The organism is Kyrpidia tusciae DSM 2912, assembly GCF_000092905.1.
GTDB classification, from domain to species: Bacteria; Bacillota; Bacilli; order Kyrpidiales; family Kyrpidiaceae; genus Kyrpidia; species Kyrpidia tusciae.
Genome location: NC_014098.1, coordinates 179,033 through 192,568, shown reverse-complemented (window position 1 = coordinate 192,568; position 13,536 = coordinate 179,033). Strand labels below are relative to the sequence as shown.

At 59.0% G+C, this 13,536-nt stretch carries 12 protein-coding genes and 1 pseudogene; 5 read left to right on the top strand and 8 right to left on the bottom strand.

What is annotated here, in order from left to right; genetic code table 11:
• Window positions 1-82: 82 nt before the first annotated feature.
• The 3 genes from BTUS_RS01070 to BTUS_RS17810 all read right to left on the bottom strand — a co-directional run bounded on the left by BTUS_RS01070 (window position 83) and on the right by BTUS_RS17810 (window position 2,748).
• Window positions 83-817 (bottom strand): YwiC-like family protein, encoded by a 735-nt coding sequence (locus tag BTUS_RS01070; RefSeq protein ID WP_013074278.1) that lies wholly within the window; start codon window positions 815-817, stop codon window positions 83-85.
• 133 nt (window positions 818-950) lie between these two features.
• Window positions 951-2,204 carry an LCP family protein gene (locus BTUS_RS01065; protein WP_013074277.1) on the bottom strand — a complete coding sequence of 418 codons (1,254 nt, stop codon included), beginning with the start codon at window positions 2,202-2,204 and terminating at the stop codon, window positions 951-953.
• Window positions 2,205-2,406: 202 nt separating this feature from the next.
• Complete coding sequence (locus BTUS_RS17810) at window positions 2,407-2,748, bottom strand: hypothetical protein (protein WP_013074276.1); 342 nt, start codon at window positions 2,746-2,748, stop codon at window positions 2,407-2,409.
• A gap of 100 nt (window positions 2,749-2,848) precedes the next feature.
• Between BTUS_RS17810 and BTUS_RS01060 the strand changes: the two genes are divergently transcribed.
• Both BTUS_RS01060 and BTUS_RS01055 read left to right on the top strand, forming a co-directional pair.
• Complete coding sequence (locus tag BTUS_RS01060; protein ID WP_013074275.1) at window positions 2,849-4,066, top strand: IS110 family RNA-guided transposase; 1,218 nt, start codon at window positions 2,849-2,851, stop codon at window positions 4,064-4,066.
• Window positions 4,067-4,326: 260 nt separating this feature from the next.
• On the top strand, window positions 4,327-4,740 hold the full coding sequence (locus BTUS_RS01055; RefSeq protein WP_013074274.1) for an Hsp20/alpha crystallin family protein: 414 nt from the start codon (window positions 4,327-4,329) through the stop codon (window positions 4,738-4,740).
• A 94-nt stretch (window positions 4,741-4,834) separates the two neighbouring features.
• Here the strand turns inward: BTUS_RS01055 and BTUS_RS01050 are convergent, their stop codons facing one another.
• Window positions 4,835-5,422, bottom strand: coding sequence for a helix-turn-helix domain-containing protein (locus BTUS_RS01050; protein ID WP_013074273.1), 588 nt, complete (start codon window positions 5,420-5,422; stop codon window positions 4,835-4,837).
• Window positions 5,423-5,534: 112 nt separating this feature from the next.
• On the opposite strand from BTUS_RS01050, the gene BTUS_RS01045 reads away from it, so the two are divergent.
• The 3 genes and pseudogenes from BTUS_RS01045 to BTUS_RS01035 form a co-directional block, all read left to right on the top strand.
• Complete coding sequence (locus BTUS_RS01045) at window positions 5,535-5,855, top strand: AzlD domain-containing protein (protein ID WP_013074272.1); 321 nt, start codon at window positions 5,535-5,537, stop codon at window positions 5,853-5,855.
• Window positions 5,856-5,868: 13 nt separating this feature from the next.
• The gene (locus BTUS_RS01040) at window positions 5,869-6,585 is read left to right on the top strand and encodes an AzlC family ABC transporter permease (RefSeq protein WP_013074271.1); all 717 of its coding nucleotides are present in this window, start codon (window positions 5,869-5,871) and stop codon (window positions 6,583-6,585) included.
• A gap of 41 nt (window positions 6,586-6,626) precedes the next feature.
• Window positions 6,627-6,953 (top strand): annotated as a pseudogene (locus tag BTUS_RS01035) (IS1634 family transposase); the annotation flags it as partial.
• 383 nt (window positions 6,954-7,336) lie between these two features.
• Here BTUS_RS01035 and glmS read toward each other — a convergent pair.
• The 4 genes from glmS to cdaA all read right to left on the bottom strand — a co-directional run bounded on the left by glmS (window position 7,337) and on the right by cdaA (window position 13,407).
• Window positions 7,337-9,163 (bottom strand): glutamine--fructose-6-phosphate transaminase (isomerizing), encoded by a 1,827-nt coding sequence (gene glmS / locus BTUS_RS01030; RefSeq protein ID WP_013074270.1) that lies wholly within the window; start codon window positions 9,161-9,163, stop codon window positions 7,337-7,339.
• A gap of 517 nt (window positions 9,164-9,680) precedes the next feature.
• Window positions 9,681-11,066, bottom strand: a complete 1,386-nt coding sequence (gene glmM, locus BTUS_RS01025; protein ID WP_013074269.1) for a phosphoglucosamine mutase — start codon at window positions 11,064-11,066, stop codon at window positions 9,681-9,683.
• Between the two features lie 266 nt (window positions 11,067-11,332).
• Window positions 11,333-12,589 (bottom strand): CdaR family protein, encoded by a 1,257-nt coding sequence (locus tag BTUS_RS01020; RefSeq protein ID WP_013074268.1) that lies wholly within the window; start codon window positions 12,587-12,589, stop codon window positions 11,333-11,335.
• A complete protein-coding gene (gene cdaA, locus BTUS_RS01015; RefSeq protein WP_013074267.1) occupies window positions 12,586-13,407 on the bottom strand; it encodes a diadenylate cyclase CdaA in 822 nt (273 codons plus the stop codon). Before cdaA ends, BTUS_RS01020 begins: the two co-directional genes overlap by 4 nt.
• Between the last annotated feature and the right edge of the window lie 129 nt (window positions 13,408-13,536).

The following is a 13,536-nucleotide window of genomic DNA, read 5'->3' as shown; positions in this document are numbered from 1 at the left end:
CTTGACCTCAATCGTCACATTCACCATACATTGTTTTTGAAAAAAATTCAACCGCCGGACGACGTTTTGGGGGGCGAAGGCATCACACACCTCCAAAATTCCGCAGCCACACGGTCATCCAGATCACGAACCAAACCGATACTCCGATTTCCAAAATACCGATCGTCTTCACCTGGGGCGGTCGATCTTGGGCAATCGCCCAACCGCGAACGGCCGCCGGGAGACAGGCCACCGCCGCCGTCCACCCCAAGGCCAGCGCCGCAAAAACCAACATCGTGCTATATGCGTTGGCCGCCCACTTGAGCCTCCGATTGCGCCGCTCCCGAATCAAAGATTTCACATACAGCGCCGTCCCGAAAAAATACACGACGCACAGGGCCCAAAAGATCCAGCCCCGGACGTCCACACTCCCCCGCCCCACCAGGTAAGCGGCGATTCCCGTCAGCGCCAGCCCGGCCATGGCGAAAAAGTCGTTCAACAAGTGCCGATCTTGCCGAACCAGGGCAAAGGCACTGTTCGCCGCCAGGGACACCCCGGCCCCGAGGGCCACGAACCCCAGACGCGGTTCCGCCACCAAAAGCGGGACGCCGAAGGCGGCGGCCACCACTCCATACCCCGCAGCCCATCGCCACCAGTAGCCCCGACGCCCGGGCTGGCGTAGCCCCTGGAGGAATGGCTCCGCCGTCATAAACGCGAACAAACTGGCACCGGCGAGCAGGATCTGGAGCGGGTTCCACGGCGTCGCGGCAATCCCGATCACTAGGGGTCCGATCCACATCATCCACGCCCCGTGTTCCCGAGGAATGACCCATTTCATCCATCTTCGCCCCCCGCGACGAATCTGGCGTCCGCCCCGCGACCATCCCCGAGCCCCGGTCGGAACGCACTTCTCGCTCCGAGCGTACCACCCGCTCCGCCTTGGACCTGTGACGGGTATCACAGATTACCGGCTAGTCGACCCGCAGCCATGCCGCCGACATGTACCCCTTCATCCCATCCGGCGTCCTCACCAGCCACCAGTCGCCACTCTGCTGGATCAGGGTCACCGTCTCCCCGCCGGCTACCGACCCGATGATTCGATAGTTGGTGCCCGGCCCACTGCGGACGTGAACATTTTGCCCCAACACCGTCGCAGTGGGTGTCTGGCTTCCCCCGGAACTCGACCCACTGGCGGAGGTGGAACCCGAAGCTCCCGAAGAGCCGTCCGTTCCCGGCGAACCGCCGGTTCCACCGCCTGGGGCCGATGAACCGTCGGTTGTCGAAGAGCCGCTTCCTCCTCCGGGGCTTTCCACGACCTGGCTCACCCGTTTCCCTTCATCGAGTTCAGCCATCACCTGCTTGGCCTGCCCAGGGTCGACCTGCCAATAACTCACGCCATTCAGGTTCAAAAACTGGCCCGGAAGCGTTTCACCGATCACCTGCTGCCCGCTCATGCCACCGGCCATCCGTGCCAACTTGAGCACCTCCAACAGCGAGAAATCGGTGTCCACCGCCTGCATCACCCGGGGGATCACCACCGGAAGCTTAACGATGGTGGACGGCTGCAGAGCTTGATCGGCCAGGGCTTTGAGGAGTTCCTGCTGCCTCTGGGTCCGGGTGATGTCCCCCAGGGGATCCTGACGATAGCGAACGAACTGCAGGGCTTGATCCCCGTTTAAATGTTGGACCCCTTTGTGCAGGTTGATCACCCCATCCTGGGCGTCTCCGGTGACATAATACATATTCTTGTCGACATTCACGGTCACCCCGCCCAGAGCATCGATTACACCTTTAAACTGTTCAAAATTCACCCGCACATAATGGTCGAGAGGAACGCCGACCAGGGAACTCACCATCTGCTCCGTCAATTTCACGCCACCGATCATCATGGCCGCGTTGATTTTGTCATACCCGTGCCCGGGAATCGCCACCCGGGTGTCCCGGGGTACCGAAAGCATCGCCAGGCGCCCCACCTGGGGGTCAAAACTGGCCACAATCAACGTATCCGTGTTCCCATAATTCTGCCCCGGCCGGGCATCGTATCCGATGAGCAGTACATGCATGGGCGCTGCGGCCGCCGCCACGGCGGGCGATCCTTCTCCGGGGCTTTGCGCCCGGAGATCCCCCTGGGCACTGCGCACCCCTTGCCAATACCCCAACCCAAAAGTGCCACCGAGGGCGAAAACCACCGCCAGGGACAGCCAAAACATTCTGCTTTTCTTCATGTTCCCCTCCGCCATCTCCGTCTCTCTCCGTCGGTGGCCCCCGGCCGGCCTTACCCGACGATCTCTTTTCTGCCCAACCCCTTCAACCACCGAGGCTTGTCCGAGTCTATCTTCTCATCCTTCGAGGCACGATCAAGTGTGTCTCGTAGCTAGGGTACACGCATCGGCCCCCCTCGCGCAAGCCGGGGGTATCCTGCACCAGCTAAAGCCCTTTCCGGATCATATCCTTCTCCTGAACCACCGCCTGCACGTCCACCCGAAAAATCGCCCAGCTGCAGTCACAGACCTCAGCCGCCGGGTCGGCAAAAAACAGTACAAATTGCCGGATGGCCTCATTGAAGACGTGGAGCTTCACCCCCATACATTCCTCCTCCCGGGTAACCTTTTTCTTGAATAGACTGCCATGCCGCCGGGGCGGCACCAGCAGAAGGATGAAAATGGCCTGGTGTTGAATTGTTTCCTTGGTGGCTGGCGAAGGCAGGTCGTCACTGCTTGGTGCCTTGAGCCCGCGGAATAGACTGACTACGACGACCAGGTGCACCACAGAATGTCGCTCCCGCATTGGGAAGCACGTAGGATAGAATGATCGGATATGGTCGTTGCACCAGCCCTTTAATCTTACCAGCCCACCAGGAAGGATTCACATGGATGTCGTGTACGACCGTTGCTGCGGCCTCGATGTTCACAAGAAGATGGTTGTTGCTTGTGTGCTGACGCCCGAAACCAAAGAGATTCGTACCTTTTCTACGATGACCGACGATCTTTTGGAGATGGTCGATTGGCTCGGGAAGCACGGATGTACCCATGTTGCAATGGAAAGCACCGCTTCGTTCTGGAAGCCGATCTATAACCTTCTGGAATCAGCGGAGTTCAACGTGCTCGTGGTGAATGCCAAGCATATGAAGAATGTTCCGGGCCGTAAGACCGATGTGAAGGATGCAGAGTGGATCGCCGGATTACTCCGCCATGGGCTGCTGCAAGCCAGTTACATCCCTAACCGTGAACAACGGGAGTTGAGGGAACTCATTCGTTACCGCCGGAGCCTAATTGAAGAGCGAGCCAGGGAAGTAAACCGGATTCAAAAGGTACTTGAAGGCGCCAATATTAAATTGTCCTCAGTAGCCAGTGACACGCTTGGCAAGTCCGGGCGGGCGATACTGGAGGCAATGATCGATGGAGAGAAGAATCCGGAGGTATTGTCCGAGTTGGCCAAGGGTCGGATGAAGACGAAGAAGCCAGAACTACAAAAGGCGCTGAACGGGCTGATGGGGGAACACCAACGAATGATGTTAGCCGCCCAACTGCGCCACATCGATTATCTGGATGAAGAAATTGCCCGGCTCGACGAAGAGGTCAAGAGGCGTATGCTCCCTTTTGAGGAGGACCTGGAGTTAATAGACACAATCCCCGGTGTCGGTCGACGGACAGCGGAGCAGATTCTCGCTGAAATCGGGACGGACATGGCTCAATTTCCGTCTGCGGCCCATCTGTGTTCATGGGCAGGATTGGCTCCAGGGAACAACGAGAGTGCGGGGAAACGAAAGTCGGGGAAAACGCGTAAAGGGAACCAAAAGCTCCGAGCAGCGCTTGTGGAAGCAGCACGTGCGGCGGCGAGAACCAAGAACACATACCTGTCTACACAATATCATCGAATTGCAGCTCGACGAGGAAAAAATCGTGCAGCAGTCGCAGTGGCCCATAGCATCCTAACGATCGTGTATCACATGTTACAACGGCGGCATCCTTATATCGAACTCGGTCCAACATATTACGAGGAACGTAGAAAAGATGCAGTTATAAAACAGGCCATCCGAAAGTTGCAATCACTCGGTATGGAAGTATCCGTAAAACCGGTGGCCTAAACGTACACTCAAAACATTGAAACGCCCGTTCGACACCCTGCATATCACAGGGCTTAGTTTGGTATGCCTTAAAAACACCCTTAGTGCTCATTGATTTTCAGGATAGTAGGATTTTCTCAGGGAAGATTTATGAAGACAGGACTTTTGAACTAGTTCGGTCATCCCACGGATGAGTAGTACCTTTGTTCCTGTTGGACAGACTCAGATTGAGCCATAATAAAAAAGGAAAAACACTCCACCTGGGAAAGGGGAACCTGACCATGCGTTACTTGCCCGATTGGTTTCGCAAGGATCGCGACTTGAACAGCCTGTTTACCCTGCCCGCTTCGTTTCCGGCATTTTTTGATCGTTCCTTTGCGGTGGATGTGAAGGATAAAGGGGACCATTTGGAGGTGGAGGCGGAACTCCCGGGATTGAAACGGGACCAGATCGAGGTGGAGGTCACGGAATCGGGAGTGGCCATCGCCGTGAAAGTCGAAGAGGAAACTGAGGAAAAGAACGAAAAGTATTATCGTCGGGAGCGCTCCTACGGCAAGACCGAGCGGTTTATCGCTTTCCCCGTCGAGGTGGACATCGACGAAGGCAAGGCTACCTATCGGGATGGCGTCCTGCGCCTGACCTTCCCGAAGACGCATAAAGAAGGGGAGCGCGGGAAAAAGCTCGATATTGAATAATCATTCAAAACCCTGGACCCACTCCTGGGCCGTCCGGGGGAACTTAACCGGCGCGGTATGTCCAAACCTGCACTCCTGCGGGTCTGGACATTTTTTATGGCCACGAAACACCGGGCAGATGCGGGTAGAGCAAAAGAATGAGACAAGAGCAGTCTTCCGTCCCGGGGTTTTTATATCGATGGTCGAGATGGGCAACGAACCGGGCCGCATCTCCTTCATCCAAGGAGTAGACCTCCCCTCCGACTTCCAGATCCAACCGGCCCTTGTGTACCCAGATGAGTTCTGTGACTCCGGCTCCATGGGCGGAAGCCCGGTGAGTGCAGCCCGGCGCTAAGAAAACATGAAATAGCTCGGCGGGCTGGGGATCAGCGGCGGTGACGAGACTGCGGACTACGTACCCGCCGTCGTCGTCCTTCACTCCCGGCTGCCGGGACTGCGGGACGATGGCCACCCGAGGGTCATCTGGATCCCGAAGAAAGGTCGAAAACGGAACCCCCAGCCCGGTGGCGATCTTCCACAGGGTCACCACGGTGGGATTCGACTCTCCCCGCTCAATTTGCCCGAGCATGGGTTTACTGACTCCGGTGACCGCCGCCATCTTGTCCAGGGTCCACCCCCGGTCCCTGCGCAGGGACCGAAGGATCTGCCCGATCCGCCGAGAGAAATCAACCGGCTCCAACATCCATCCCCCCTTCTGATGCACTTCCCGGCCGATTTTGCAGGGTTCTGTATGTTATAACGCTTACCGATATGATATACTACTCAGTAGCCATTTGGAAAGGGGGCGTAAAGGATTGTCCTCTCTGGTGGTTGAAACTCTGCTCATCGGTCTGGGAACCTATCTTCTCCGGGCCCTGTCCCTGGCGTTGGGCGGACGGGCCCCTTGGCCCGACGGCGTCCGGCGATGGCTGTCTTTTGTCACCCCCGGAGTCTTGGGAGCGCTTCTCGGGCCCGTCCTCTTTCTTTCTGGCGATGGCAGAGTGGCGCTAGATCTTGAGAACCCAGCTTTAATCGCCGCCGTCCCCACCGCCTTGTTCGCTTGGTGGTCCCGGCGTCTGTTCCCCACGGTTGTCCTTGGCGTTCTGTGCTATACCGCAGCGATGTATTGGTTATGAGAGGAGAAGAAAGATGACCCATTCGCCGATTCAAAGGGCTCTGCGCGACGCCCTGCCCGTGGTCACGGCGTACTTTCCCATCGCCATGACTTTCGGTGCCCTCGCCGTCAACCAAGGGGTACCGGGCTGGATCGCCCTACTCATCTCGGCCTGGGTATACGCCGGGGGCGCTCAGTTCATGCTGTTGAGTCTGGCATTATCGGGCAGCCCGGTCGTTGCCACGGTCCTGGCCATCCTGCTGGTGAATGCCCGACACGTTTTGTACGGGACCGCTTTGGGGCCGGCGTTCCTCCACTGGTCCGCGAAGGCGAGATGGCTTTCGGCCTTCGGACTCACCGACGAGGTCTTTGCCCTCACCGGGTCCCGGGTGCGGGAGAGCCCCCACGAGCCCGGCCCACACCTCGCGCTGGTGTTCACCTGCTACTTATCCTGGGTGGCAGGGACAGCCGCCGGTGCGTTGATCGGCGGGATGATTCCAGCTCACGTCTCCGAGGCTTTGAGGTTCGCCCTACCCGCTCTCTTTCTCGCACTGCTGTTTCTCAGCCGGCCATCCGGCGCCCACCTCGTATCCGCTGGAATGGGGGCATTGGTCGCTACGGCAGCCGGTCTGCACCAATCGTCCACTCTGGGCATCGCTCTCGGAGCAGTGATGGGCGCCACCACGGGCGCCGGTGTGCAGGCTGCCGCAGACCGGCGTCGAGTTGTCGACGCACCGCGACCACGGCGATAAACCTGATTATTCGGCGGAAAGACAAAAAGGACGAAGAGAGCGGGTATGTTCTGCGCCGGCGTGGCCACTCCAAGGATCATCGGTTGGTTCAGATGGTGATCGGTCTGGCCGTCACGCGAGAAGGCATCTCGATTCGTTGTTGGGTGTGGTCGGGCAACACAGCGGACGTCACCCGTGTCGAACAAGTGAAAAGGGATCTGATCGGTTGGAAATTGGGGCGGGTGCTCACCGTCGTGGACCGGGGATTCGTCTCGGAGGACAACTTACGGCTCCTGCAGCGGGCCGGCGGTCATTACATCGCCGGAGAACGAATGCAGTCGGGCAAACCAGTGGTCGAAGAGGCGTTGTCGCATCGCGGGCGGTACCAAAAAGGTCACCCAGAAGAATTGTCCAAATAAGCCCTGTATCCGATAATCCACTTCTTTTTCTTTTTCATCCATTCGGTGAAATTTATTTCAATATTTCAGGATATTTAATTTTTATGGATAAAACCTCTCCACAATCAAGACAAACCGTGTAAATTTTCTTATCGAGCGGTCGCAGGTTTACATAATCCGTAGCTTGGACAAATGAAGTGCCGCCGCAATTTCGGCAACTCTCTTTCACAGTCATTAATGTCATCCCCTCAGCGAATACTTTCCATTCAGTCCTTCAATCCCAGTATACCACGGTTCAAAAGAAAAAGCCCAGCATGGTTTCAGGAAAAACCCCTCCATGCTCGGCTTCATGGACACTTTTTATTATCCCCTGCTTATTCCACCGTCACGCTCTTGGCGAGGTTGCGGGGTTTGTCGACGTCGTTCCCTCGCTCAACAGCCGCAAAGTAGGCGAGCAACTGCAGCGGTACCGCCACCACCGCCGGAGCCAGCCACGGACTGACCCGGGGCAGGTAGAGCACCTCGTCAGCCACCGAGGCCATCTCCTCGTCCCCCGTCCAGGTCAGGGCCAGCACGTGGGCATCCCTGGCCTTGACCTCCTTGATATTGCTCACCGTCTTCTCGTACAGGTGATCCTGGGTGGCCAGGGCGATCACCGGCACCCCTTCGGCGATCAGCGCCAGGGTGCCGTGCTTCAATTCACCGGCCGCGTAAGCTTCGGCGTGAATATACGAGATCTCTTTGAGCTTGAGCGCCCCTTCCAGGGCGGCCACGTAGTCGAGACCTCGGCCGATGAAAAACGCGCTCTCCTTCCAGGCAAACTGCTGAGCAAAAGCTTTCATCGCCGGGGCCGTGTCCAGCACCTTGGACACAGCATCCGGGAGATCCCGAAGACCCGCCAACACTTCCTCGATCGTCGCGGGATCGGCCGCGCCCCGAATCTGGGCCAGATAACATGCAAACAGATACAGTGCCACCAACTGGGTGGTGTAAGCTTTGGTCGACGCCACGGCAATCTCTGGCCCGGCCCAGGTGATGATGACATCATCCGCTTCCCGGGCCACGGAACTCCCCACCACATTTGTCACGGCCACCACCCTGGCACCCCGGGCCCTGGCCTCCCGCAGGGCCGCCAACGTATCTGCCGTTTCCCCGGACTGGCTGATGACCAGCACCAAGGTGTGATCCGTATAGATGGGATCCCGGTACCGGTATTCAGAAGCCACCTCGACTTCCACGGGAATGCGGGTCAGGCGTTCCAGGATCTGCCTTCCCACCATCCCCGCGTGATAGGCGGTTCCGCAGGCCACGATATGAATGCGGTCTATTCCGCGTGCCATCCCCAGGGTCCAGTGGAGTTCCGGCAAAACGGCCCGGTTGTCGTCGGATAGACGACCCGTCAGGGTGTCCGCCACTGCCTTTGGCTGCTCATAGATCTCTTTGAGCATAAAATGCTCGTATCCGCCTTTTTCTGCCGCATCGACGTCCCAGGTCACTGTCAGAACTTCTTTGCTGACCGGGGTGCCGTCCAATCGATAACAGTGCACCGCCTTTGCAGTGATGTCCGCCACTTCTCCTTCTTCGAGCACATACACATTGCGGGTGTAATTGAGAAGGGCGGGAATGTCCGATGCGACAAAATTCTCTTCATCTCCGAGGCCCACGACCAAGGGACTGTGTTTACGGACCGCCACCAGCCTGCCCGGCTCTTCGGCGCTCATCACGACCAGGGCGTAGGCCCCTCGCAGCTTCGCGGCAACCTTGAACACCGTCCGCAACAAATCCCCATCGTACAAGGATTCAACCAGGTGCGCCACCACTTCCGTATCCGTCTCTGAGCGAAACTGGTGGCCGGCCTGTATCAGCTCCTGCCGCAGGCGCAGGTAATTTTCAATAATCCCGTTGTGCGCCACGACGAACCGGCCGGTGCAGTCACCGTGGGGATGGGCATTGGCGTCCGATGGCCTTCCGTGGGTCGCCCACCGCGTATGACCGATGCCCAAAACCCCGGGCAACCCGTGACCGTTTAACGTGTTCTCCAAATTGGCCAACCGCCCCAGCTTCTTTTTCACCCGGATAGCTTGGCCGTCAAATACGGCGATGCCCGCCGAATCATAGCCTCGATATTCCAATTTCTCCAATCCGTGCAACAACACCTGCTGTGCCTGCCGTTCCCCGATATATCCGACAATCCCACACACCCGGAGCCCGTCCTCCTTTAGCCCCCGGATCTCCCTGGCGCGGGGCCGCCCCCGCCAGAGAATTCCCGGGGGCACCCGTCATTCGCACCGCGAGGTCATACCTGACCCGCGTCCACACTTCCTGTTCGAAAGGTCTTTATTGCCTTTGTCACCAAAGGTTTTTCCCCTTTCGTCACGGCGACAGGATGCGCCGGGAGGCATCCGCCGAATGGTTCGATGAACCTCCCCCTCGTCAACTGTCCGCCTTCAACCCGTTCCCCGGACAGTCCAGGCGCTTTCACGTCAAGTCGAATCCTGTGGTAAACACTGCGTCTGGCCACCAAGCGATCCGGCCACCGACTCCTCGCTCTCCATCTCCCACCCCCTTTGTCGGCCCCCCATCTGCCTTTCCGAGCGAGGCCTTTCAGGAGCCCTCGGAATCTCGATCAGCGCGCGAGAAGCCGATCTCCCTCTATCACCTTATGCCCCGCGCCCGTTGAGCGTACCGCCAGGCTTATATTCAAACGAAAATCCGATGTCACGGTGTGACCGGGCCATCTCCGCTCCCCAACTCCCGCTGAATCACCCGGGCCAACCGATTCGCGGCGGCGTCCACCGCACTGGCATCCGGGCCCTCCACCATGATCCGCACCAAGGGCTCGGTTCCCGAGGGACGCACCAACACACGCCCATCTCGGCCAAGCTGCTCTTGTACCCGGCGGATTTCATCGCGAATGGAGACGTTGCCCCCCAACTCATGCTTGTCCGCCACCCGCACATTCACCAGTTTTTGCGGGTAGGTGGTCATGACCTCTCTCAACTCGCTGAGCGGTCGGGCTGAAGCCACCATGGTGTCCACCAATTGGAGGGCAGTGAGAATCCCGTCTCCGGTGGTGTTGTGGCGAAGAAAAATGATGTGACCCGACTGTTCACCTCCGAGGACATAGCCGCCTCGGACCATTTCCTCCATGACATAACGATCCCCCACCGCCGTGCGTACCAAAGAAATGCCAGCCTGCTTCAGGGATTTCTCCAGGCCGACGTTACTCATCACCGTCGCCACCACGGTATCTCCATCCAATTCCCCGTGCTGTTTCAACCGCCTGGCGCAGATGGCGAGAATATGATCTCCATCGATCCGCTCCCCTTTTTCATCCACGGCGATTAACCGGTCCGCATCGCCGTCAAAGGAAAGACCGACCTCCCCACCGTGGCGGAGAACCGCCTCCTGAATCACTTCCGGATGGGTGGAACCGCAACCCACGTTGATGTTGTCGCCGGTGGGGCGATCGTTGATGACCACCACCTCGGCGCCCAGCCGCCGAAACACTTCGGGGGCGATCCGGTAGGCGGCCCCGTAAGCACAATCTATGACCACTTTCAGCCCATCGAAGCGAGACCGGACCGTCTCGGTGAGGAATTCGACATACTTGGCCACCTGATCTCGGCCGTCTACAATCCGTCCCACTCCGATCCCAGCCGGGCGGGGAATCCGGGCCCAACTGTCACCTTCCATCGCTGCCTCGATCGCATCTTCAACTTCATCCTGAAGTTTAAAGCCGTCTGCGCCAAAAAACTTGATGCCATTATCCTCCACCGGATTGTGGGAGGCCGAAATCATCGCCCCCGCCGAACAGGACAAGGTACGGGTCAAGCGTGCCACGCCAGGGGTGGGCACGACGCCCAGTCGCAGGACCGAAACCCCCGCTGAGAGGATACCCGCAATAAGAGCCGATTCCAAAAGATCACCGGACGCCCGGGTATCCCTGCCCACGGCGATACGCTTGTCCTCATCGGCACCCCCGTCTTCCGACCCGAGAGCCAGCACGTAGGCCGCCGCACGGCCGAGGCGAAAAGCCAATTCCGGGGTCAGATCGGCATTGGCCACTCCTCGCACCCCGTCCGTCCCAAACAGACGTGCCAAAGTCCACTCCCCATTTCAACCCTTTTTCCTCACAGGATCAGGTTCGACGAATTTCAGCCCGGTCGCAGTGGACCTTCATGGGCCGAGGGTGCCTGGAATTCCAGCACCTCTTGCCTGAGTCTATCACAAGAAGTACCGCCGGCCAATACCCGGGCACGGGGAGGCCGCGGTCGGGGAGTGTGCGCGGCAGAAGTTCAAAGAAATGCCGCCCAATGCCGGGCGACCAATCGATTGTTGCTCTTCGTTTACATCCAACCGCAGTGGCCTCAGCCACTTCCGCCCCCCGCGGATTGTGCGGGTGGGGGTGCGGTGATCGTCACTTGAACGGACGGAACGTCATCCAAAGTCGCCCAGGGGGGCGCCTTCACCGCCACGGGGACTGTATAAGTTCCCGGTCCCTTTCCCGTCACATCCACTGTCGCCGTTAAATCAGAAGTTTGCATGGCCGTTATGTGGGAGGTGGAACCGCTGATCGTCACGCTCACCTCCGGGGGATTCACCGTCGCCTGAGCGCCGGGTTCAAGCCCCACCACCCGAACAGGAACCCGGGCCGCCTTCGTGGTCTTCCCCGGCACCACATGTACAGCGACTTGAATCGTCTCGGGTTGGATCGCCCGAACTCCGTCCGGAACGTTCAAACGAACGGTAAACGTGCGGTCCCCGGTGATCCCCGACACGTCGACGGTGCCCGTCACCTGGTCGATCCTCGACAAAACATCGGGGGGACCCGTTACTGTTACGTTACTCGGCTGCACTGACCACGACTCTACAGCCAGGTCTCCGGCGGGAGCATTACGTAATTCCACGGTTACGGGCACGACCTTACTTTGGGCGTCCACCGCCACCGCCAGATCCACACTATCGGGTTCAATCCGTAAACCGGTGATCGACTGCCCCTGCGAATCCACCGCCGCCACCGGGACGCGGCCCTTGACGGGGTGATCTGCACCGTCTACCGACACCTGCGCCACCACCGCAGCCACCCGGTTGACTTCCTCCGCCGGACCGGAAACGGTGACCTGGGCCGGTGACGAGGACATTGTCCCCACCGCGAAGCCGGATTTTGGCGTTCCGGTGGTGCGCACGGTGACCTGAATCTGCCGGGAAGCCGCCCGCTCCAGGCGAACGGTGGCATATACCGGGTCATAGAGAATCCCCGAAGGGACATTTTCCAACTGGACCGGCAGTTCGTACACCCCTGCCCCCAAACCCCGGGCGTCGACAAAAGCCCGAATCCCGCCGAGCAGCGGGGACATCAGGTCCAAACGGGTTCCCCGGAGGGTCAGGTCCACCTGGGGCTGCCCACCCACCGGCACCACGGCACCCTCATCGTACAACACCTGCACCGCGACCCCGTGAACCACCTTCGCCGAGGGGGCGAGAACAGAGCTGGGAGTGTCGGTGGTGCCGGCTCCCGCCACAAACCACAACAACACGGCGAGCACAAAGGCGATCAACTTTGGAACCGCATTTTCCCGGTTCCACATTCGGGCCAGTCGTCCCATCGGCCCGCCCTTTCTCATGCCGATGACCTCCTATGAAAAAACGAAAAACTCCCCCGTTGGGGCGCCAGCATCGTGCCAAGCATCTCCCGAAGCGCTTGCTCATCTAAATCGCGGTTCAATTGACCTTCGGCAGCCAGGGAGATCTGGCCCGTCTCTTCAGATACCACCACCGCCACCGCATCCGAATGCTCGGACAAGCCCACGGCTGCTCGGTGGCGGGTTCCGAGTTGTTTATCGATGGTCCGACTGTCCGAAAGGGGAAGGACACACCCCGCAGCCGCGATCCGACCTTGGCGGACCACCACGGCCCCGTCGTGAAGGGGGGTATTTGGGATAAAAATGTTCACCAGAAGTTCCGCGCTGACTTCCGCATCGATCGCGATCCCCGTTTCCACGTAGTCGCTCAGACCCGTCTCCCGTTCCAGGGCAATGAGCGCCCCTATGCGGTTTTTCGCCAGCACCTGCGCCGCCCGGGTCACTTCGGTCACAATCTTGTCCACCTCACGATCGCTGCTTGCCATCTGCAGTGACCAGGAGAACAAACGGCCGCGTCCCAGCTGTTCCAGTGCCCGGCGCAATTCCGGTTGAAACACCACGGGAATTGCGAACAGCCCGATCGTCAAGGCCTTGTCCAACAGCCAGCTCATAGCCCGCAGGTGAAGATAATTGCTCAGCCCCGTGGCGATGAGAATGACCACAATGCCTTTGAGCAGCTGCACGGCCCGGGTTCCCCGGATGAGAAGAATCATCCGATACAGGACATAGGTGACCAGCAGGATGTCCAGTAAATCCGTCAGGATATTAAAATGGCTCAGTAGGTTCCATAACCGGTCCATGCAGCACACCCATCGTCAATTCGTCCATAGTTCTAGTATTCGCTTCTCCAGGTCCGTTTCCTCTTCCCAGGCAACAAAAATACAGGCCGTCCTTCTTCTGCCAAGGAAGGCGGCCTCATGGAGTGATTT

What these genes read in the sequence shown, in the direction of transcription:
- BTUS_RS01070 (WP_013074278.1), bottom strand. Translation starts at nt 817, where the DNA reads ATGAAATGGGTCATTCCTCGGGAACACGGGGCGTGGATGATGTGGATC.
- BTUS_RS01065 (WP_013074277.1), bottom strand. Translation starts at nt 2,204, where the DNA reads ATGAAGAAAAGCAGAATGTTTTGGCTGTCCCTGGCGGTGGTTTTCGCC.
- BTUS_RS01060 (WP_013074275.1), top strand. Translation starts at nt 2,849, where the DNA reads ATGGATGTCGTGTACGACCGTTGCTGCGGCCTCGATGTTCACAAGAAG.
- BTUS_RS01055 (WP_013074274.1), top strand. Translation starts at nt 4,327, where the DNA reads ATGCGTTACTTGCCCGATTGGTTTCGCAAGGATCGCGACTTGAACAGC.
- BTUS_RS01050 (WP_013074273.1), bottom strand. Translation starts at nt 5,422, where the DNA reads ATGTTGGAGCCGGTTGATTTCTCTCGGCGGATCGGGCAGATCCTTCGG.
- BTUS_RS01040 (WP_013074271.1), top strand. Translation starts at nt 5,869, where the DNA reads ATGACCCATTCGCCGATTCAAAGGGCTCTGCGCGACGCCCTGCCCGTG.
- BTUS_RS01020 (WP_013074268.1), bottom strand. Translation starts at nt 12,589, where the DNA reads ATGAGAAAGGGCGGGCCGATGGGACGACTGGCCCGAATGTGGAACCGG.
- cdaA (WP_013074267.1), bottom strand. Translation starts at nt 13,407, where the DNA reads ATGGACCGGTTATGGAACCTACTGAGCCATTTTAATATCCTGACGGAT.